Source organism: Mycobacterium sp. NGS56 (assembly GCF_059812425.1).
Map to the genome: position 1 here is coordinate 149,976 of NZ_JCALCQ010000010.1, position 20,176 is coordinate 170,151.

Annotated in this window: 23 protein-coding genes; 16 read left to right on the top strand and 7 right to left on the bottom strand. The window is 66.8% G+C overall.

Annotated features, from left to right (window positions below):
- The first annotated feature begins 6 nt into the window (after nt 1-6).
- Genes AC5Y4F_RS21015 through AC5Y4F_RS21025 form a run of 3 tightly spaced genes read left to right on the top strand, consistent with a single transcriptional unit; the run spans nt 7 to nt 2,941 of the window.
- Nucleotides 7-1,731 (top strand): virulence factor Mce family protein, encoded by a 1,725-nt coding sequence (locus AC5Y4F_RS21015; RefSeq protein WP_499998294.1) that lies wholly within the window; start codon nt 7-9, stop codon nt 1,729-1,731.
- Between the two features lie 11 nt (nt 1,732-1,742).
- The gene (locus tag AC5Y4F_RS21020; protein ID WP_067938632.1) at nt 1,743-2,450 is read left to right on the top strand and encodes an Rv1363c family protein; all 708 of its coding nucleotides are present in this window, start codon (nt 1,743-1,745) and stop codon (nt 2,448-2,450) included.
- Nucleotides 2,450-2,941 carry a mammalian cell entry protein gene (locus tag AC5Y4F_RS21025; protein ID WP_067938630.1) on the top strand — a complete coding sequence of 164 codons (492 nt, stop codon included), beginning with the start codon at nt 2,450-2,452 and terminating at the stop codon, nt 2,939-2,941. The genes AC5Y4F_RS21020 and AC5Y4F_RS21025 overlap by 1 nt, the downstream gene beginning before the upstream one ends.
- 15 nt (nt 2,942-2,956) lie before the next feature.
- On the opposite strand, the gene AC5Y4F_RS21030 is transcribed toward AC5Y4F_RS21025, so the two are convergent.
- The 3 genes from AC5Y4F_RS21030 to AC5Y4F_RS21040 all read right to left on the bottom strand — a co-directional run bounded on the left by AC5Y4F_RS21030 (nt 2,957) and on the right by AC5Y4F_RS21040 (nt 5,266).
- Nucleotides 2,957-3,535, bottom strand: a complete 579-nt coding sequence (locus AC5Y4F_RS21030; RefSeq protein ID WP_067938627.1) for a hypothetical protein — start codon at nt 3,533-3,535, stop codon at nt 2,957-2,959.
- An 84-nt stretch (nt 3,536-3,619) separates the two neighbouring features.
- Complete coding sequence (locus AC5Y4F_RS21035; RefSeq protein WP_067938625.1) at nt 3,620-5,101, bottom strand: alpha,alpha-trehalose-phosphate synthase (UDP-forming); 1,482 nt, start codon at nt 5,099-5,101, stop codon at nt 3,620-3,622.
- Nucleotides 5,102-5,266, bottom strand: coding sequence for a hypothetical protein (locus tag AC5Y4F_RS21040; RefSeq protein ID WP_007772513.1), 165 nt, complete (start codon nt 5,264-5,266; stop codon nt 5,102-5,104).
- A gap of 134 nt (nt 5,267-5,400) precedes the next feature.
- Here AC5Y4F_RS21040 and AC5Y4F_RS21045 point away from each other — a divergent pair, with 134 nt between their 5' ends.
- The 5 genes from AC5Y4F_RS21045 to AC5Y4F_RS21065 all read left to right on the top strand — a co-directional run bounded on the left by AC5Y4F_RS21045 (nt 5,401) and on the right by AC5Y4F_RS21065 (nt 9,696).
- Nucleotides 5,401-6,114: an ABC transporter ATP-binding protein gene (locus tag AC5Y4F_RS21045; RefSeq protein WP_067938623.1), complete on the top strand. Its 714-nt coding sequence runs from the start codon at nt 5,401-5,403 to the stop codon at nt 6,112-6,114.
- A complete protein-coding gene (locus tag AC5Y4F_RS21050) occupies nt 6,111-6,905 on the top strand; it encodes an ABC transporter permease (protein WP_067938672.1) in 795 nt (264 codons plus the stop codon). Before AC5Y4F_RS21045 ends, AC5Y4F_RS21050 begins: the two co-directional genes overlap by 4 nt.
- A gap of 100 nt (nt 6,906-7,005) precedes the next feature.
- A complete protein-coding gene (locus AC5Y4F_RS21055; protein ID WP_067938621.1) occupies nt 7,006-7,941 on the top strand; it encodes an enoyl-CoA hydratase in 936 nt (311 codons plus the stop codon).
- Between the two features lie 91 nt (nt 7,942-8,032).
- A complete protein-coding gene (locus AC5Y4F_RS21060; protein ID WP_067938618.1) occupies nt 8,033-8,872 on the top strand; it encodes an SDR family oxidoreductase in 840 nt (279 codons plus the stop codon).
- A 32-nt stretch (nt 8,873-8,904) separates the two neighbouring features.
- Entirely contained in the window at nt 8,905-9,696 is a 792-nt protein-coding gene (locus AC5Y4F_RS21065) for an SDR family NAD(P)-dependent oxidoreductase (RefSeq protein WP_067938616.1), read from the top strand.
- 110 nt (nt 9,697-9,806) lie between these two features.
- Here the strand turns inward: AC5Y4F_RS21065 and AC5Y4F_RS21070 are convergent, their stop codons facing one another.
- Both AC5Y4F_RS21070 and AC5Y4F_RS21075 read right to left on the bottom strand, forming a co-directional pair.
- Nucleotides 9,807-11,369, bottom strand: coding sequence for an LCP family protein (locus AC5Y4F_RS21070; RefSeq protein ID WP_156750192.1), 1,563 nt, complete (start codon nt 11,367-11,369; stop codon nt 9,807-9,809).
- A gap of 347 nt (nt 11,370-11,716) precedes the next feature.
- Nucleotides 11,717-11,959 carry a hypothetical protein gene (locus AC5Y4F_RS21075; RefSeq protein ID WP_067938612.1) on the bottom strand — a complete coding sequence of 81 codons (243 nt, stop codon included), beginning with the start codon at nt 11,957-11,959 and terminating at the stop codon, nt 11,717-11,719.
- Nucleotides 11,960-12,338: 379 nt separating this feature from the next.
- On the opposite strand from AC5Y4F_RS21075, the gene AC5Y4F_RS21080 reads away from it, so the two are divergent.
- On the top strand, nt 12,339-12,536 hold the full coding sequence (locus AC5Y4F_RS21080) for a hypothetical protein (RefSeq protein ID WP_499998315.1): 198 nt from the start codon (nt 12,339-12,341) through the stop codon (nt 12,534-12,536).
- Here the strand turns inward: AC5Y4F_RS21080 and AC5Y4F_RS21085 are convergent.
- Nucleotides 12,533-14,026: an amidase gene (locus AC5Y4F_RS21085; protein WP_067938608.1), complete on the bottom strand. Its 1,494-nt coding sequence runs from the start codon at nt 14,024-14,026 to the stop codon at nt 12,533-12,535. The genes AC5Y4F_RS21080 and AC5Y4F_RS21085 overlap by 4 nt on opposite strands.
- Nucleotides 14,027-14,158: 132 nt before the next feature.
- Between AC5Y4F_RS21085 and AC5Y4F_RS21090 the strand changes: the two genes are divergently transcribed.
- From AC5Y4F_RS21090 to AC5Y4F_RS21110, 5 genes are all read left to right on the top strand, one after another.
- Nucleotides 14,159-15,034, top strand: a complete 876-nt coding sequence (locus AC5Y4F_RS21090) for an alpha/beta fold hydrolase (protein ID WP_197520668.1) — start codon at nt 14,159-14,161, stop codon at nt 15,032-15,034.
- Between the two features lie 88 nt (nt 15,035-15,122).
- Nucleotides 15,123-15,791 (top strand): S1 family peptidase, encoded by a 669-nt coding sequence (locus AC5Y4F_RS21095; protein ID WP_499998320.1) that lies wholly within the window; start codon nt 15,123-15,125, stop codon nt 15,789-15,791.
- Between the two features lie 187 nt (nt 15,792-15,978).
- Entirely contained in the window at nt 15,979-16,455 is a 477-nt protein-coding gene (locus AC5Y4F_RS21100) for a lipoprotein LpqH (RefSeq protein WP_499998322.1), read from the top strand.
- Between the two features lie 40 nt (nt 16,456-16,495).
- Nucleotides 16,496-17,494, top strand: a complete 999-nt coding sequence (locus AC5Y4F_RS21105) for an MAP_0585 family protein (RefSeq protein ID WP_499998348.1) — start codon at nt 16,496-16,498, stop codon at nt 17,492-17,494.
- Between the two features lie 119 nt (nt 17,495-17,613).
- Nucleotides 17,614-17,850 carry a hypothetical protein gene (locus AC5Y4F_RS21110; protein ID WP_067938603.1) on the top strand — a complete coding sequence of 79 codons (237 nt, stop codon included), beginning with the start codon at nt 17,614-17,616 and terminating at the stop codon, nt 17,848-17,850.
- 5 nt (nt 17,851-17,855) lie between these two features.
- Here the strand turns inward: AC5Y4F_RS21110 and AC5Y4F_RS21115 are convergent, their stop codons facing one another.
- Nucleotides 17,856-18,797 carry a lytic transglycosylase domain-containing protein gene (locus AC5Y4F_RS21115; protein ID WP_499998351.1) on the bottom strand — a complete coding sequence of 314 codons (942 nt, stop codon included), beginning with the start codon at nt 18,795-18,797 and terminating at the stop codon, nt 17,856-17,858.
- 152 nt (nt 18,798-18,949) lie between these two features.
- On the opposite strand from AC5Y4F_RS21115, the gene AC5Y4F_RS21120 reads away from it, so the two are divergent.
- Both AC5Y4F_RS21120 and AC5Y4F_RS21125 read left to right on the top strand, forming a co-directional pair.
- Entirely contained in the window at nt 18,950-19,756 is an 807-nt protein-coding gene (locus tag AC5Y4F_RS21120; RefSeq protein ID WP_067938600.1) for a DUF732 domain-containing protein, read from the top strand.
- Between the two features lie 98 nt (nt 19,757-19,854).
- The gene (locus AC5Y4F_RS21125) at nt 19,855-20,169 is read left to right on the top strand and encodes a protein UsfY (protein ID WP_499998325.1); all 315 of its coding nucleotides are present in this window, start codon (nt 19,855-19,857) and stop codon (nt 20,167-20,169) included.
- Nucleotides 20,170-20,176: the final 7 nt, after the last annotated feature.

Consider the following 20,176-nt stretch of genomic DNA (forward strand, 5'->3'; position numbering starts at 1 on the left):
GCGCAGATGCACGACAGACTGACCAGGATCCAGCTGGCGATCTTCGCGGTGATCACCGTGATCACCCTGACCGTGATGGCGATCTTCTACCTGCGGCTGCCCGCGACATTCGGCATCGGAACCTACGGCGTGAGCGCCGATTTCGTTGCCGGCGGCGGCCTGTACAAGAACGCCAACGTCACCTACCGGGGCGTCGCCGTCGGCCGCGTCGAGTCGGTGGGTTTGAGCCCCAACGGGGTCATCGCCGACATGCGGCTCAACAGCGGCACTGCCATCCCGTCGAACGTCACCGCCACGGTCAAGAGCGTGTCGGCGGTCGGCGAGCAGTACATCGACCTGGTGCCCCCGAGTTCCCCGGCGACAAGCAAGCTGCACAACGGATCTCGTATCCAGCGGCAGAACACCCGGATTGGCCGGGACGTCGCCGACCTGTTGAAGCGCGCGGAGACCTTGGTCAACAGCCTGGGCGACACCCGGTTGCGTGAGCTTTTGCACGAGACGTTCATCGCGGCCAACGGCTCGGGTCCGGAGCTGGCCCGGCTCTTCGAGTCCGCCCGGCTGTTGGTGGACGAGGCCAACGCCAACTATCCGCAGGTGTCGCAGCTGATCGACCAGGCTGGCCCGTTCCTGCAGGCTCAGATTCGCGCCGGCGGTGACATCAAGTCGCTGTCCGACGGGCTGGCGAGGTTCACCTCCGAGGTTCGGCAGGCCGACCCGCAGCTTCGCGACACCCTGGCGACCGCCCCAGGCGCCACCGACGAGGCCAGCACCGCGTTCTCCGGCATCCGCCCCTCTTTCCCTGCCCTGGCCGCCAGCCTGGCCAATCTCGGCCGGGTGGGAGTGATCTACCACAAGTCGATCGAGCAGCTGCTGGTGGTCTTGCCCGCGTTGTTCGCGGCGATCACCACCGCAGCGGGCGGCAGCCCGCAAGACGAAGGCGCCAAGCTGGACTTCAAGCTCGACCTCAACGACCCGCCGCCGTGCGCCGTCGGCTTCCTGCCGCCGCCGTTGATGCGCACCCCGGCCGACGAGACGGTCCGCGAGCTGCCGAAGGACATGTACTGCAAGACGGCGCAAAACGACCCCAGTACCGTGCGCGGCGCGCGGAACTACCCGTGTCAGGAGTTCCCCGGAAAACGCGCCCCGACGATTCAGCTGTGTCGCGACCCGAAGGGCTATGTGCCGGTCGGTCGTAACCCGTGGCGCGGTCCGCCGGTGCCGTACGACACTCCGGTCACCAACGGCTTGAACGTGTTGCCGCCGAACCACTTCCCGTATATCCCGCCGGGCGCTGAACCCGATCCGGGTACGCCCATCGTCGGGCCGCCGCCCCCGGGCGTCACGCCGGGGCCCGGGCCGTTGCCGAACAAGCAGCCGGCCTACGATCCGCCGCCACCCAACAACAACGGGCCGCCACCGCCTTTCACGTCCTGGCAGCCGCCCGGGATTCCCCCGGTGCCGCCCCAGCTTCCGTACCCGAAGTGGCTGCCCCCGCCACCGGCTCCGGAGGGCATCAGCCCGCCGCCGGCCGGTCCGGGGCCGGAAAAGCCGTGGGGGCCGCCGCCCGGTGGACAGCCGCAGGCCAGTGGTCCGGCCTATGCCACCTATGACCAGCAGACCGGCGCGTTTATCGATCCGGCCGGTGGCACTGGTATCTTCGCGGCCGGCGCAACCGGGACCTCCGGCGCCGAGAATTGGGTAGACCTCATGCTTGATCCAAGGCCTCTGTAATGGACCGTGTAATGGACCCTGCCGTGGCAGACGAACAGACAACCACGCCGCGCGTTCGTCGACGAGCCTCGCGTGCCGCGGGCCCGGCCAAGGGTGAGCCGGCCCGGGACGTCACAGTTCAAACCGCGGTGCCGGTCGCGGCGAAGCAGCCAGCGAAACCCGTCAAAACTCTCAAGTCCATCAAGCCGCCGCCGCGGCGGCGGCCGCACCGTGTCCTGGTTGGCTGGATCTCGTTCGCTGCGGCGCTGCTGGCGGTCGGGGCGCTGGCCGGGGGCGTGGCGTTCATGTGGGGCCAGCAGCGGGACGCCGACGCCAAACAGGGCCGCAATCAGCGTTTCGTCGACACCGCCACCCAGACGGTCGTCAACATGTTCAGCTACAAGCAGGACAACATCGACGAGAGCGTGAACCGGTTCGTCAACGGCACCAGCGGCCCGCTGCGCGGCATGCTCGGCGCCAACAACAATGTCGAGAACCTCAAGGGGCTGTTCCGCTCAACCAATGCGACGTCGGAGGCCGTCATCAACGGCGCGGCGTTGGAGGGCGTTGACGCCGTTACCGATAACGCGTCGGTGCTGGTTTCGGTGCGCGTCACCGTCGCCGACATCGACGGGGTCAACAAGCCGTCCATGCCCTATCGCTTGCGGGTCATCGTGCACGAAGACGAGGCCGGGAAGATGACCGGCTATGACCTGAAATACCCAGACGGGGGTAATTGATGCGATGGCGGCGTTGGCTGCTGGTCGTCGCGGGTTATCTCATGGCCGTGGCGTTCGTCGGGTTGTCCGCGGTGGGCGGCTGGATGTACTGGGACCGGGTGCAGACTCGCGGCGAGCAGGCGGCGCGCGCGGTACTGCCCGGGTTGGCGGCTAAGGAAATTCCGGAGGTCTTCGCCTACGACTACCAGACGGTCGAGCGGAGCCTCTCGGCGGCGTATCCGTTGCTGACCCCGGACTATCGCGCGGAGTTTCAGAAGAGCGCCAACAACCAGATCATCCCCGAGGCCAAGAAACGCGAAGTGGTCGTGCAGGCCAATGTCGTTGGTGTGGGGGTGATGTCGGCCAAACGCGAATCGGCATCGGTGATGGTCTTCATGAACCGGACCGTGACGGACAAGTCACGCCAGCCGCTGTACGACGGCAGCCGGCTGCGAGTGGACTTCAAGAAGATCGGCAAGCAGTGGCTGATCGCCTACATCACGCCGATCTAGCCCCACGGGCCGAAGTCAGTAGCACATCGCAATGCCGTTGCAGTACAACGGGTAACGATTAATCGGACTGGGTGGCGGGCCGGCCATCGCCAGCGAGAACGGTTCCTTCTTCATTCCCGGCTGCAACCCGCACACCGCGCCATGCAGCGTGGTGTGGGTGCCGCTCATCGTCTCGTCGCTGAACGCAAAGGTATCGGTGGAGGGGCCGGAGCCCCCGCCTGGACATGCCACACCATCGGGCTTGTCGACCTTGAAAGTCCATAGCATGCCCGACATCCGGGCCCGGCCGCTGAAGTTCTGCTGCTTGTCGGCCGCGCTGATCTGCTCAGGCGTCGAACTCACGATGTTCAGCGCACAGTTCATCGCGAACACGATCGGGTCGGAATAGTCGTTCATGTTGCGGGTGCCCGAGGGCTGATCGCAGAGCGCCGAGATGGTCCAGCTGACCCCTGACACGCCAGCCTCGTTGAAGTTGTAGGTGCCGTCCGCCGGAGGTCCGACCGCCTTGGCCGGTTCAGAAGATTGCAGTGCGATTCCGACCGCGACGGCCGTGCAGATGCCGGCCCCCGCGGCCATCCCGTGACGGAGCTTCATGTGATTCCTCTCCTTCACGCTCGACGCTGCATCTGAGTATCACAGCGTTTGGACGCCAGCACCATGGCTTGTTGCGCGTGGGCGCTAATCGGCGTCGCCGGGCCGGGATTCGGCGAGCGCATCGAGGAACGACCTCGCCCAGCGGTCGACGTCGTGAGCGAGGACCTGGCGGCGCAGTGACCGCATCCGGCGTCGTCCGTCTTCGGTGGATTGGTTGAGCGCAACCTCGATAGTGTCCTTGACGCCTTCGAGGTCGTGCGGATTGACCAGATACGCCTGCCGCAGTTCGGCGGCGGCGCCCGTGAATTCGGACAGGACGAGCGCACCGCCGAGATCGCTGCGGCAGGCGACATACTCCTTGGCCACCAGGTTCATCCCGTCGCGCAGCGGGGTGACGAGCATGACGTCGGCCGCGACGAAGAATGCGATGAGTTCGTCGCGGGGGACCGGCCGGTGTAGGTAATGCACCACCGGATGCCCGACTTCGCCATATTCGCCGTTGATGTGGCCGACCTGGCGTTCGATGTCGTTGCGCAGCTGCTGGTAGCTGTCGACCCGTTCGCGGCTGGGTGTCGCGAGCTGAATCAGCACCGTGTCGTCACGCTTGGCGCGGCCTTCGGCTAGCAGCTCCGAAAAAGCCTTCAGCCGAACGTCGATGCCCTTGGTGTAGTCGAGCCGGTCGACGCCGAGCAGTACCTTGCGGGGGTTGCCCAGCTCGGCCCGGATCTCACGGGCGCGTCGCCTGATGTCGCGGTGACGGGCCGCCTGGTCGAGCGAACTGGAGTCGATGGAGATCGGAAAGGCGCCCACCCGAACCACGCGGGACTCGAGTTCGACCTCGCCGTACCGTGACCGCACGCCCACCGCCCCGCGCGAGGTGTTGACACCGATCAGCCGCCGGGCCAGAAACAGGAAGTTCTGTGCTCCGCCGGCCAGATGAAATCCGACCAGGTCGGCGCCGAGCAGCCCCTCGACGATCTCGGTCCGCCAGGGTATCTGCATGAACAGCTCGACCGGCGGGAAGGGGATGTGCAGGAAGAAGCCGATGGTCAGGTCCGGCCGCAGGTCGCGCAACATCTTGGGGACCAGCTGCAGCTGGTAGTCCTGCACCCAGACCGTCGCGCCTTCTGCGGCGGCGCGCGAGGTGGCTTCGGCGAAGCGGCGGTTGACGGCGACGTAGCGTTCCCACCATTCGCGGTGGTAGATCGGCTTGACGATGACGTCGTGATACAGCGGCCACAGCGTGGCGTTCGAGAAACCCTCGTAGTACTGGGCGACGTCGTCGGCGCTCAGCTTGACGGGCCGAAGCTCCAGCTCATCCTGGACGATGGGCTCGCCGTCCTGATCGGTCTCCTCGTTGACGATTCCGGGCCAGCCGACCCACGCCCCACGTTGGCGACGCAGCAGCGGCTCGAGGGCGGTGACCAGTCCGCCGGGGCTGCGTTTCCATGCGGTGGTGCCGTCGGGCAGCCGCTCCTGGTCCACCGGCAGGCGGTTGGCCACCACGACGAAGTCGGAGTTCCCGAATTCCGCTGCCTTCGAGCTTCGTCCTCCCCCGGGAGACATCTACGCGTCGAGTTTCGCCGGTCCAATACCGAGCATGGACAGAAACACCCGGCACTCGTCGGCGTCGTTGGCGTACGCCGCCACTACCCGCCTGGCCTGGCTCGCAGTGTCGTCGGCCACCGGCTCGACATCGCCGATTTCGCCAGGATCAGATTTTGTAGGCATGACTTAACTGTAGGCGACGGGCGTGACCGGCCGCAGGCCGTCTCACCAGCTAACGGCCTCTAGGAGCAGTTATGGCTGGTTTGCAGGGACTCGCCGCGCCGCTCGCGAAGCCACGATGACTCCTCGCCGCGGTGATGCAGGATAAGCAGGTGGCCGATCAGGACGCCGATAACGACGTGGTGTTCGAGTTCGTTGATGTCGTCGTGGAACGCCGGGGGCTGCGTGCCCTCGACGGGTTGACCGCCGCCATTCCGGGGCACGGTGTGACGGCGGTGTTCGGACCGTCGGGCGCGGGCAAATCGACCCTGCTCCGGCTGTGCAATCGGCTGGAGCTGCCGACGAGCGGGCGGGCCTGTTTCTACGGGTCGGACATCGCCGGCCTCGACCCGCTGTGGCTGCGGCGCCGGGTGGGCATGTGCTTCCAGCGTCCGACGCCATTTCCCGGCACGGTTGCCGACAACCTGCGGGCCGCCGACCCGGATGCATCCGATACGCGGATGCGGGAAACGTTGGCGCGGGTGGCGCTGACCGGATCGTGGTTGGACCGTGACGTGGCCGAACTCTCGGGCGGCGAAGCGCAACGTGTGTGCCTGGCCCGCACCCTGATGGCCCAGCCCCGGGTGTTGCTGCTGGACGAACCCACCTCCGCCGTCGACACCGAGGCCGCCGAGGTCATTGAGCGCGCTGTCCGCGAACTGGCCGCCGACGGCACCCCGGCCCTTTGGGTCACCCACGACTGGGCGCAGGTGCAGAGGGCGGCCGACCGGGTGTTGCGCCTGGAATCCGGCCGCAGTCTAGGGCTGGGCCCGGTCGGTTCCAAGCCCGGCGGCGGTTCGGTGGCGTGGTGAACGGACAAGTCGGCTGGGTGGGCCTGGCGACGTCGCTGATCCTGGTGGCGTTCGCGGCCGGGATCTCACTGTGGCGGCGGCTGGGTTTGGAGCGCCAGCTGGTCTGGGCCGCGGCGCGCGCACTGGTGCAGCTGCTGCTCGTCGGCGGGGCGCTGACGCTGCTGTTCGAACCGGGCCGGTCGCTGTGGTGGTCGTGGGCCTGGGTCGCCGGGATGGTGGCCTACGCCGGGGATGTCGCCCGCCGCAGGGCGCCGGAGGTGCCGCGTTTCGCGCCGCTGGCCGTGGCCGCGTTCGCAGGCGCGGCGCTGGTGACGCTGGGGGTGATCTTCGGTCTGCGGGTGTTCCCGCTAGAGGGGCGCACCCTGGTGCCGATCGCCGGGATGATGATCGGCAACTCGATGACCGCAATGGTGCTGGTGGCTCGGCGGTTGGTGGACGAGCTGCGCGACAAGCGCGACGAGGTCGAAGCGCGCCTCGCGCTGGGACAGCCGTCGAGGCAGGCCGCGTCGCCGTATTTGCGAATCGCCTTGCGCTCGGGGATATCTCCGCAGATTGAAACGACCAAGGCCACCGGCCTGGTGTTCTTGCCGGGCGCCATGACCGGTCTCATCCTCGCCGGGGTGCCCCCGCTGCAGGCCGTGCTGGTGCAGGCCGTGGTGATGTTTCTGATCCTGGGTTCGGTTGCGGCGACCACCGTGGTCGTCGCGATGGGCATCGTACGGCTGGTGTTCACACGCGACCACCGCCTGCTGCCTCTGGGCCGCCGCCCCGAGAGCGCCGGGGGACCGTGACCGGTAGGCGCGTCGACCGATCACCCCAGCGCGGACCCGGTTACACACTGGCCGTAATGTGTAAACAATTCGGAGCTGGACAACGAGCGAGGTGGGCGGAATGACTCTCTCCGAGCAAGCGGGTGCGCAGGCGGCCAACGCCGGCGCCCAGGAGCTGGTGAGCTACGAAACTCTGGACGATGGCCGCATCGCCCGCATCTGGCTCAACCGGCCCGACGCTCACAACGCGCAGAGCCGCGGATTGCTGGTTCAGCTCGACGAGGCATTCCTGCGTGCCGAATCCGATGACGCCGTGCGGGTGGTGATTCTGGCCGCGCGCGGCAAGAACTTCTCCGCGGGACACGACCTCGGCTCCGAATTGGCGCTCGCCGAGCGCGCGCCCGGCGCGGGGCAGCACCCGACGTTCCGGATCAACGGGGCCACCCGGGATCCGATCGCCGAGAAGACGTACCTGCAAGAGTGGCATTACTTCTTTCAAAACACTTGCCGCTGGCGGGATTTACGCAAGATCACCATCGCGCAGGTCCAGGGCAACGCGATCTCGGCTGGCTTGATGCTGGTCTGGGCTTGCGATCTGATCGTGGCTGCCGACAATGCGAAGTTCAGCGACGTGGTCGGCGTTCGGATGGGCATGCCCGGCGTCGAATATTATGCTCACCCTTGGGAATTCGGCCCCCGCAAGGCCAAAGAGCTACTGTTGACCGGTGATGCGCTGGACGCCGATGAAGCCTACCGCCTGGGCATGGTGTCCAAGGTGTTTCCCGCGGACGAATTAGCGGACAAGACACTGGAATTCGCGCGCCGCATCGCCGAGCGGCCGACGATGGCGGCCATGCTGATCAAGGACTCGGTCAACGCCGCCTCCGATGCGATGGGCTTCACCGAGGCGCTACGGCACGCGTTTCACATTCACGAGCTCGGTCACGCGCACTGGGCGGCTCACAACGAAAACAGGTATCCGGTCGGACTGCCACCCGACGTCGAGGACTGGCGCAACGCCAAGCCGACCAAGCTGGCCCGCCGCGACACCCCGTAGCGTCGGTCCCGGTCTTCGGGGGAGGCCGCCACCATCTCAAGCGTCGCGTGGTTCGATGACTGGAACCTGTTTCAGTTGAGAGGCGGCGTGGGTGCAGCTTTCTTTCGAAGACCGGACGTATCTGATCACCGGCGGCGGCAGCGGGATCGGCAAGGGCGTGGCCGCGGGGCTGGTCGCGGGCGGCGCGTCGGTCATGATCGTCGGCCGCAACGCCGATCGCCTCGCGGCGGCCGTCCAGGAGATCGAGGCAACTCCCGGCAGCGGATCGATTCGTTACGAGCCCACGGACGTGACCAACGAGGACGAGGTGGTCCGCGCGGTCGACGCCGCGACGGCCTGGCACGGTCGGCTGCACGGCGCGGTGCATTGTGCGGGCGGCTCGCTGACCGTCGGACCCATCACCCATACCGACTCCGAGGCGTGGCGAAACACCGTCGACCTCAACGTCAACGGCACCATGTACGTGCTCAAGCATGTGGCGCGTGAGTTGGTGCGTGGCGGGGGCGGCTCGTTCATCGGGATCTCTTCGATCGCGGCCAGCAACACCCACCGCTGGTTCGGGCCGTACGGGGTCACCAAGTCGGCGATCGACCACATGATGATGCTGGCCGCCGACGAACTCGGACCGTCGTGGGTGCGGGTGAACAGCATCCGACCGGGGCTGATTCGCACCGATCTGGTCGACGCCAGCGTGATCCGGTCACCCGAGATCAGCGGGGACTACGCACTGTGCACTCCGCTGCCGCGAGTCGGCGAGGTCGAGGATGTCGCCAACTTGGCCATGTTCCTGCTCAGCGATGCGGCGACCTGGATCACCGGCCAGTGCATCAACGTCGACGGCGGACACATTCTGCGTCGCGGCCCGGACTACTCCTCGATGATGGAACAGATGTACGGCGCCGACGCGCTGCGTGGAGTGGTGACACCCTGACCCGTCGCCACGCTGAGTGAACCGGAGATGCAATGAAGCGACTCGAGGGCAAGCGGATCCTGGTGACGGGCGCCGCGTCGGGCATCGGCCAGGCCACCGCGCTGCGCTTATTGGACGAGGGTGCCGCCGTAGCGGCCGCCGACGTCGCGGCCGACGGCCTGGACAACACCCGGGCGCGGGCGACAGAGGCCGGCACCGCCGAACGGCTCACCACCATGCCGATGGATGTCGGCAGCGAGGATTCGGTGATCGACGGGGTATGCCTGGCCGTCGAGCAGTTGGGCGGGCTTGACTCGCTGGTCAACGCCGCCGGCATCCTGCGGGCCGCGCACACCCACGAGACCAGCCTCGAACTCTGGAACCAGATCGTCGGCGTCAACCTGACCGGAACCTTCCTGGTGGTCCGGGAGGCGCTACCGACCCTGCTGGCAAATCCCCGCAGCGCGATCGTGAACTTCAGCTCCACGTCGGCCTCGTTCGCTCATCCATACATGGCCGCCTACGCCGCGAGCAAGGGCGGCATCCAGGCCTTCACCCACTCGCTGGCGCTCGAATACGCGAAGGAGGGCCTGCGCGCAGCGTGCGTGGCGCCCGGCAGTATCAAGTCGGGCATCACCGATGCGACCGGCGGATATATTCCTAAAGATGCTGACTGGTCACTGTTTTCGAGGCTGATGCCGGTGCTGCCCACCACGGTCGAATCCAGCGGCGCCGGCATGGCCGAGCCTGGTGCGATCGCCGGCGTCATCGCCATGTTGGTGTCCGACGACGGCGCGTGGATCACCGGTACCGAGATCCGCATCGATGGCGGCACCCACGCCTAGCGGGCTTTAGGCGCCGACCCGCTGCGCCCGGCTTCGCCGCGCTTGCGGTCACCGCTGGTCTGATGGCGCCGACCCGCTGCGCCCGGCTTCGCCGCGCTTGCGGTCACCGTCTAGTTGACGCACGGGACGCCGCCGCCGTCGATCGGCTTTCCCTGATCGGGCGTCGGATAGGTCGTGGTCGTGCCGTTGTAGTAGTAGCTCTTGGCCTTGGTCGACGTCGTACTGGAGCTGGTACTCGTCGTGTCATCCATTTGGGTCTCGTCGGATGTGGGCATCGAGAAATTGGTGTCCACGGTGAGTTGGATGTGTCCGGCCGCGACAGCCGGGCTCGGCTGTTTGGGTGCGTCTATGCCGAGCAGGTTGGCCAGGTTGCGCGCATCGGCCTGCGCACCCGCGCCGTACTCCACTGTGGTGGTGGTCGGGTCGCCGGACTCGCGGTCGCGCACCTGACCCGGGGTGTAGCCCCTCTTTTTCAGCGCACGCGACACCTCGGTGGCCAGACCGCTCATCCCGCCGGAGTTGACCACGTCGACGACCGTGGTCGGATCGGGTTTCACGGCGGTGGTGGTCGGTGCGGGCGTTGAGGTGTCCGCGCCGATGGCCGCGGCCACCTCGGCCTTGATCGCCGCCGGGTCGACGATGTTGACGTCCTGGCCATCGATGTTGTCGTAACGCACCACCGGCAGCGTCCGGAACTCGACGTTGCCGCCGGCGAGCCCGCCGAGCCGCTGGATCATCTCGTCGTTCCAGCCCGCCGAGAGCACCACGTCCTTGCGCGCCACCGCCATCAGGTTCTTCAGCTTGTCGATGTTGGTGAAAGTGCCCGCGGCCTGCAACTCCTGCATGACCGACGAGATGAACGCCTGCTGGCGGTGGGTGCGGTCAAGATCGCCGTTCTCCAGGCCGTGCCGCTGCCTGACGAACGACAACGCCTCGGACGCGTCCAGCCGCTGTCGCCCGGCGGGGAAGTCGGCGCCGGAATATTCGTCGTAGACGGGGTGATTCAGGCAGACGTTGACGCCGCCGAGGGTCTGAGCCAGATCGTAGAAACCGGCCAGATTGACCTCGGCGAAGTAGTCGATGGGCACACCGGTCAGATTCCGCACCGCGCGCAGCGTCGCCGCCCGACCGGCCTCGCGGCCCTTGGTTTCGAGTTCCTTCTGGGTGATGTCGCCCTGGTTGGCCAGCTTTTGGGCGACGTACTGTTTGGTCAGCCCGTACGCCTCTTTGATCTTGATGTGGTTGTACCCCGGGACGCCGGAGAAAGGCACCCAGTCGTCGCGAGGGATCGAGAAGGCAACGACTCTGTTGTCGGCGCTGACGTGCACCAGGATCATCGTGTTGGTGTTGTAGCCGCCGTCATCGGAATCGCCGGCGTGCAGATGCTTCAGGATCGAGTTGGGGAGGTCGTTGCCGTCCTGGTCTTTACGCGAGTCCAGCCCGATCAGCAGGATGTTCATGTTGTCGCCGCTGGAGCGGGGATCGTCGGGCAGCAGAGCGTTCGACACGGTGATACCGCCCAGCGCACCGTGCGCCACGTAGTACCCCGCTCCGGTGAGCCCCACGGCCGCCACGGAGACGAGCGCGCCCAGGGTGCGCGTCAGCCCCTTGCGGAATCGGGAGGGTCGACGGACGGCTCGATGGCGGCGATGCGCGCCGCCCGAGCGGGCCATCACAAACCTCTGCCCACGCCCAGCACATCACCACGCACCGCAACGGTGCTGTGCGGCGATGTCGCTTCAAGCATGGTCCCAAGTATGCGTTAGCTTGCCGTGAAGCCTCCAATCGAGAGCACCCGTCACACGGCTGGCGCTGGCGCGTTTGCTGGGCCGACCAGGGGCGATTCGGGCTCGTCACACCCGCTCTACCAGCATGTTCCGCGCGAACGCGCGCGCGGCGGTCTCGTGAAGGTCTCAAGCCGGCCACGCCGCTGCCCGGATCGAGCCGAAGTTGTTACCGAGTAGATACTGCCCGACGGCCTCCGAGCGCATCACGGCCGCCAGCAAACCGCCACCGTCAGCTAGCGGGCTCTGATGAGATCCTCGCCGGAGGTGTAATAGAGCGCTATGTTGGTGCCGGTGACGATTTCTGCGAGGTAGACGCCGGCGGGCTCGACCTCGTAGTAGTAGCGAATGTTGCCGTCGTTATCCAGCGTCGACGCGCACGCAAAGCCCGGCGCACCGCATCGCTGCTTGATGGGCATCGCGAGTACGGCAAGCAGTGCCACGACAGCGACGCCGACGATCAGCGGGACCCTGTTCACTGCCGACCTCGGGGGCGCCGGATTGACCACGGTTGGAGTGTAAGCGGCCGGCACGGCGGCGTCGGCGCGGCACAGGTCGCCGTCCCGGCCCGGCCGGGTATCGCCGCGGGCGTTTGGGGTCCCCGGTACGGCGGGTACGCGGCCCTGAGCCGAGCGGAGGACTGAGCATGTTCGACACATGCCTCAGACCGCTTTCGGTGGAGCGGCCGGGAGATTCCTAGCAGCCATCGAAGCAGGGTGCGCCCGGCGAGACCCGGAGCGGGTCACGCCGACGGAAACGCCCGAACGGCTCACACCAGGAAAACCGCCCCGAGCGCTTGACGCCTTCCGAACCACCCGAGCGTCAGGCGCCGGACTAGCGAACACGATTGGAGAAGACATGCGTGCCGAGGAAGGCGACGAAACCGTCAAGGACTATGCGAGCGAGGGACGAGAAACCCTGGGGCACATCAAGGCGTCACAGCATCGAGGCGGTCGGCTCGGCGACATCGCCCGGCGCTTTGCCAGCATGTGGCGGGGCCAACGCGGTACCGATGACACGGGGGCAGGCGGCGAAAGCCGTTCACCGACACGCTAATTCGCTGCCGCGGGCGCGGGATGGCGGTGGGCCCAGGGCTGCGCCTCTTCGAGTTGCGCGGCAAGCTGCAGCAGATCACCGTCTGCGCCCAGTCTCCCTACGAACTGGACACCCAGCGGCAGTCCGGCATCCGTCCAGTGCAGCGGCACACTGATTGCCGGACGACCGGTGAGGTTGGCGAGTTGCGTATACGGCACCCAACCCAAACTCTCCTGGATGAGGTCGTCGAGGATTCCGCTGAGTCCCATGAGTTTTCCGGCCCGGACCTTGCTGATCAGCCGGGCCAGCCGCTGCAGCACGGGCGACGTCGTCGTGGCACCGACCGCAATGGGCGGGGTGGCCAGGGTCGGTGTCAAAAAGAAGTCATAGCTGGCGTGAAACGCGGCCAGGGATTGGATGTAGTCATTCCGGTTTTCTAGAGCGGACATGACCGGCAGCACACCGCCGGACCGGCCGAGCTCCGCGATGGCCAACGTATCGGCCTCAAAGTCGCTGTCGCGGGCACCGGTTCGTTGTTTGATGTCGGCAACTTGCTGGTGTAGTTGGCCGAACCAGATGGTCAGAAAGTCGCGCCCCAACGCGGCGTCGTCGTAGGGCGGTGCAACCTCCTCGACCTGATGGCCCAGTTCGCGAAGGAGCTCGGCTGCCTTTTCCACCGCCGCAACGGCCTCGCGATCCGGCCGAGCGTTGATGGCCGATCGTGCCGAGTAGCCGATTTTCAGCGGCCCCGGGTGATGCCTGATCTGCTCACCAAATGGCATGTCGGGCAGCGCAACTCGGTATGCCGCGCTCGGATCGGGTCCGACGATCGCGTCGAGTAGCGCGGCACTGTCGCGCACGGTGCGTGACACGACTCCCTGCGTCGCCATGCCCAGCATCTGTTCACCCGTCTGCGGGCCGTAGGGCGCCAACCCCCGGCTGGGCTTGAGGCCGACCAGCCCGTTGCAGGCGGCGGGGATGCGGATAGACCCGCCGCCGTCGCCGCCCCCGGCGGCAGGCACGATGCCCGCCGCCACGGCCGCCCCGGATCCACCCGAGGAACCGCCGGGCGTGTGCCGGGTGTTCCACGGGTTGCGCGCCGGGCCCCAGTAGTCGGGTTCCGTCACGCCCTTGGCCCCGAACTCCGGGGTATTGGTCTTCCCGAAGACCACCAGGCCCGCGTTCAGGAAACGTTGGGTGACCAGTGCATGCCGGTCGGCCACGTCGTGGGCAAGCGAGCGGGACCCGCACGAAGTCGCAAAGCCGCGGTATTCCTGGCCCAGGTCTTTGATCAGAAACGGCACGCCGGCGAGCGGTCCGCTCAAATGCGGATCGGCGGCTTGCCGGTCGGCGACTTCGTCGAGCCGACGGACGATGGCGTTGAGCCGAGGATTAACCGCGTCCGCTCGTTCCCGTGCCAATGCGAGCAGCTCGGTCGGGGTGACCTGCTTGCGCTCGACCAGCTCGGCCAGAGCGATCGCATCCAACGACATGTACTCGTCAAGATGCATGCGTTCTCCTTGCCTGCGGTCCGAGTCCGGGTGGCGCCGGCAGCGCCCGACACCTTAAAAATTGACGCCGCGGCATGCAACTGACGTTAAGCCAACGCGAGCTCTTCGTGTGGGGCGCCTTAGTATCACCTGGTGCCCGCGGCAGCTGAACCGTTTACGATCCAGGGCCCCGGCGGGGTGCAGATCGTCGCTGACCGTTTGGGGGATGCGCAGGCGCGCGCGGTGGTCTTCTTGCACGGCGGCGGACAAACCCGCCGATCCTGGGGCAAGGCGGCCGCCGCTGTCGCCGCGCGGGGGTGGCAAGCCGTCACCGTCGACCTCCGCGGCCACGGCGAATCGGATTGGTCCGACGACGGTGATTACCGCGTCGTCAGTTTCGCCGCCGACGTCCAAGAGGTGCTGCGCACGCTGCCCCCGCAGCCGGTGTTGGTCGGTGCTTCCCTGGGTGGGTTCACGTCGATGCTGCTCGCCGGGGAGCTGTCCCCCGGCATCGCCAGTGCTGTCGTGTTGGTGGACATCGTGCCGAACATGGACCAGTCCGGGGCCAACCGGATACATGCCTTCATGGCCGACCGGGTGGAGTCGGGTTTCAGCTCACTCGACGAAGTCGCCGACGCGATCGCCGAATACAATCCGCACCGGCCGCGACCAACCGATTTGGCAGGCCTGACCACCAACCTGCGCCGCCGCGGTGATCGTTGGTACTGGCATTGGGATCCCCAATTCATTAGCGGCACTGCCGCTTTCCCTCCTTTCGAGGTAACCGACCCCGACCGGATGCACGCCGCCGTGGCGGCCATCCTGCGCGGAGGGGTGCCCATTCTGCTGGTCCGCGGTCAGATGAGCGACCTGGTCAGCCAAGAGCGCGCCGACGAATTCCTCGCGCGTTTCCCGCAAGTCGAATTCACCGATGTCCGCGGCGCGGGACACATGGTGGCCGGCGATCGCAACGACATCTTTGCCGACGCCGTGCTGGACTTCCTTACCCGCCACGTTGACGCCGGATGACCTGCGTGCGCGGAACGGATTGGTCGCCAGCTCATTTCAGGTCGGCAACACTGCTATTATCTGGCCGGCGCAAGCAGAGGAGGACGGCGTGACCATGCGGTGGTTGCGGTTGTTGAGGCTGCTGGGGGCTCTGATGGTGGCCGCAACAGCGGTGGCGAAAACCGCTCTGGCAGCGCCGCCCCCGGCTCTGCCGTCGCCGCCACCCGCGCCGGGCATCGGAGTCGATCATGAATCCGGCAGGTGCACAGCAGGATTCGCAGCGCAGGGATCCGACGGCAGCTACTATCTGATGACGAGCGGGCACTGCGACTCGCACGACGGCGCCGAATGGACGTACGGCAACGACGCTCCCCTCGGCAAGATCTCCGCCAGCGAGCACGACGGTGATAAGCGAGACGCCGCGATCATCCGTCTGGAGCCCAGTGTCGGGATGCCGGTGGGCGACGTCGGCGGCAGGTATCGAGTTCGTGATGTGTTGAGCCGTCAGCAAATTCAGCCCGGCATGCCATTCTGCAAGATCGGCGCGGTGACCGGCGAGACGTGTGGTGTCATCAAAAGCATCGATGGTGACGTCGTCGAGGCCAGCGTGTTCAGCCTCGACGGTGACAGTGGCAGCCCGGGTTTCGTGATGAACCCGGACGGCACCGTCAGCGCGGTCGGTCTGCTGATGTCATCGCCGGACGGTGACGACTACACGACCTACTTCATGCTCATCAATCCGCTGCTGGGCAGATGGGGGCTTCGTGTGCTTCCGTGAAGAGGCGCTTGCCGGCGGTGGCTGAACCGGCCAGCGGCACGCGAGTTGGCGTTTGCAAGTCCGGGTTACCGGGTATCAGGTGGACCGGCCGCGACGCGTCGTTCCGACGGCCCGGGTAGTCCAGCTGTGTTGACGCGGCCGAGGTAACGAGGCAGCAGCGGAACCAGCGACACGAAGGGAAGCAGTAGTGAAGCGTGGGATCGTGGCCGGTGTGGCCGCCGTGGCCCTTATGGTCGCGGCCAGTGCCGGATGTTCGAGCAACAAGTCCAGCACCGGATCGTCGGGCTCGCCGTCGTCATCTGCGGCGGCAGCGGCCGGACCGGTGCTCACCGTCGATGGGCAGAATCAAAACATCAGCGGGCAGGTCACCTGCACCGCCGCCGGTGACAACATCAACATCGGCATAGGTGACCCGACCGCCGGCCTCGGTGCCGTGGTCAGCAATGGAAATCCGCCTTTGGTGCACTCCGTCGGGCTGGGCACCGTCAACGGCGTCGCGCTCGGCTTCTCCGACGCTGCGCCGAACCAAAGCGGTAACGCGGGGGCCGCGGTCAACGGCAAGGACTGGGCGATCAAGGGGACCGCTACCGGCACCGACATGAGCAACCCGCAACAACCGCAGCAGGTAACCAAGCCGTTCGAGTTGGACCTCACCTGCCCGTAGTGCAGGCCCACGACACCCAAGAGGGGACGCAGCTATGTCTATGAAACGTGTCGTCAGCGCTGCCGCGTTGGCTGCCGGTCTGAGCATCTCCACGCTGAATGCCGCATCGGCCTACTCCGCTCCGCTCGACCCACCACCCCCGTGCCCGAACTGCCACGGCGGCGGTGGCGGCGGGGGCAACCCCGGCGGGCCCGGCGGCCAGCCGGGTGGACCGGGCGGCCAGCCGGGTGGACCGGGCGGTCAGCCGGGTGGACCGGGCGGCCAGCCGGGTGGACCGGGCGGTCAGCCAGGCGGATCGGGCGGCGGGCCGGGCGGCCCCGGCGGTCAGGCGGGTGGCGGAAATACTCCGCCGGCACAGGGCGGTCACAACAGTCCGCCGGCGCAGGGTGGTCAGACGAACCCGCCGCAGGGTGGCCCGAACACCCCAGAGCCCAACCAGCATGGTCAGAACCCCGGCCAGACGGGGCAGAACACGCCGCCCAATGAACACGGTCAATACCCGCCGCAGGGCGGTCAGACCAACCCGCCCAACGAGCACGGCCAAAACCCTCCGGCGCAGGGCGGGCAGACGAATGCGCCGGCAAACACCCAGAACCCACCGCCGAACAACAGGCAGCGGTACGAGACGCTGAACCCGCCGGCGACGCAGCCTCCGCACCCGCCGTACATTCCGCGCCACGACTTGGTCACCGCCAGCGCACAAATCGGTGGCCCCAGCGGTCCGGATGTCCAATTCAGCCTCCCGGGCCGCGGCGCGCCCCCGCCACCGCGGCAGCACGGATACGGCTGGAACGATGGCCCCGCTCCGGGCCACCCGCCGCCTCACTGGGACGGCCCGCCGCCTCCAGGTGGCTGGAACGGTCCGCCGCCTCCGGGAGGCTGGAACCGGCCTTGGGACGGTCCACCGCGTGACATTGCTCTGGCACGGCGCGACTTCGGACCTTTCAACTACAACACCTTCACCGTCATCCCGGTCTTCAACTGGCAGTACGGGGGTTGGGGCTACTGGTTCTTCGGTGTGTGGGTGCCGCTGTACTGATCCGTACCGATCGCCGTGAAACCGTCAGCGGGCGCGACCATAAATCGGCGCGCCCGCTGACGCGTTTACCGCGCCGTCTCGACCCCGCGCGGGCAGCGCCGCCATGGCAGGCTGCGGGCATGGACGTGAAGGAGAACGTTCGCCGAGCCATCGAGGTCATGACGGCCTGGTCATCCGAGAGCGACCCAGACTTCGCCTGGAGCCGGTTGGTCGAGAACGTTGGCGAGCCCCACGGCGAGCTCATGCTGTTGATGGGCTTCGTTAATCTCGCCGGCGAGCTGGGCATCAGACTGGAAAGGGCCACCGGTCAAGACCTGCGTTCGCATCTGCGAGACATTGCCCGCAAATACGTCTAGGCGGATTACTGCGGGTGGGCCGCCACATAATCGGCGGCCGGGATCGGCGCGGACGCGTCGTACCCGATGGGAAGCAACACATCGCCCGCCGTCGTCAGGCAGTAGACGTCCCATCGGTAATACGCGGCGAACGTCGCGGGATCGTCGGCCATCAGCGCCGCGTAGTCGTCGACGGCACGAACATATTCGTGGGCGTGGTTGTAGCCGTAGATGGCGTGATCCCGGTCGCTGGCGAAGCCATTGGCGGCCAGGTAGCGTCCCGCCGCCAGGATGCTGTCGTGGGGCGAGTGGATGTCGCCACCTTGGCCGTAGCCGGCGAACGTCGAGGGCAAAAACTGCATGGGTCCCTGGGCGCCGGCGGTGCTCGCACCGGCGATGCTGCCGAAGCGGGACTCCACGAAATTGATCGCAGCCAGGTAGTTCCAACTGACACCGGATTCGGACTCCGCCTGGTGGTAGTAGTTCATCAGCTCGTCGGCCGGTGCCGGCGCCACGATGCGCCATGCCGGAAGGGTTGCGCGCACCGGGGTCAGCGCGGTGAGTTGGCGGCGGGCTTCAACATTGCGGTTGTAGACATCGAGCAACTCCGGGGGGATCCGCGGGCGCGTGATGGCATCCCATTCGGGGTGGCGCCCAATGGCGCGGTAGGCCGCCTGCTCGCGATGTGCTGCCGCCGTCAGCGCCGGGTCCGGTGTCCCTGGATCACGCAGCGCGCGCTCGTCGGCCACCAGGTCGTCGGCCAACTGCGCGGGGTCCGGCGCCAGGCGAGGCTGTGCACCTCCAGTCGCCTGGTCGGCGGGCACCATCCGCGTCGTCGGCGCCGGAGCCTCGGCGACGCGTGCGGCTGTGGTGGGTCCGGTCGCGGCCGTCGGGTGCGCGGAACACCCAGCGAGCCCCCACACGATCGCGCCGACGACGAGTGGTGCGGTGCGCCGGTCACGAGTCACGGTGATCACGTCCGTCCAATGTCGAGTTTCATGGCTCCGGTTTTGTTGGTCACCGCGAGTCTGTCGCATCGGAGCCTGGGACATCAATGATGTGACGGTCGTTTTTTCGCAGGGAGTTGTCACAATTGCGTGGCACTCTCAAACTGATTGGTATGCGCGACCGCGAGAAGATCGACTCGGAATTGCGGCTCATCGCGCTGCGGCGCCAGGCGATCCGCGAGCAGGGCGGTCGGCCCTCGATCGTGGAGGCCGACCAATTGCTCGACGAGATCTTGGCCCACGGCGCTGGGACCTCTGAGCTCGACTTGTTCGACGCCTTGGAGACCGAGGTCGTCACCGCCGCCCGGTCGCGCGCCAGCAGACTCCGCGCCATGGTGCCTCGGCGACATAAGGTCGCTGCGCTGCGCCGCTTCGGTCTTTTCGCGGCATTACCGCTGTCTCTGGTGGCCGTGGTCTCCGCGGTGGTGGTGATGTTCGTGCTCCACCGCCAAGGTCCATCGGCGCAGTCGGAGGAGAGCCCGCCGTCGGCCGCACCCGTCACGCCGGCCGCGCCCTCCACACCGGCCGCGCCGAAGCCGTCCGCTCCAGCGATCAACGCAGTTGACGCGGCGTTCATCTCCGTGCTGAAACAGGAAGGCGTGCCAGTTCCCAGCCAGGACTACGTGATGGCCCAAGGACATGCGGTGTGCGACTTCCTGGCGCACCAACCGAACTTCGCAGACGCAGTCGGCTTCGTGCAACGAACATCTGTATGGGATGCCGATCAAAGTACCGCCGTAACCGCGGGGGCCATCGCCTCCTACTGCCCACAATCTCGGCCAACGACGCCGGACCAGATCTCGCCGGCCTATCAGAACACGCTCTCTGATCTGCAGGCCATCGAGCGTAAATTGCAAGGCATTCAAGGGAATCTGCATGACATTCAAGACGGTCTGCCCGGTGTCCCGGGCCGTCCGTAATCGCGTCGCGGAGGCAGAAGATTTCGGACGGAAATAGTGACCTGCAGTCATTGTTTTCGTGATCATGGGTGAGTAGCGTCTACAGCTGAGGAGGCCTTATGCGCTATCTCACCTCTATCGATCCTGTGGACCACCAGCGGACCAGCCGCCCGCTAGTGGGGCAGGCGCTGAAGAGTCCGGCCAAAGAGCCTGCGCTGCTTCTGATGACGGTTGGCTTGGTGGCATATGGGATCTGCCTTGCGAGCTTGGCCCACCGGCAATATCAGGCCGGGCTCATCACCGCTGTCACCGCGCTGCTGGCCATTGCGACTGGCGGGGCCTGGTTATGGAAAGAGGCAAGGCGAGTCCGGAAACTTGAAAGCGACTGGAACGCAAAGCACCGCGAACCCCGGCGGGTTGACCCAATTTCGTGACAACCAG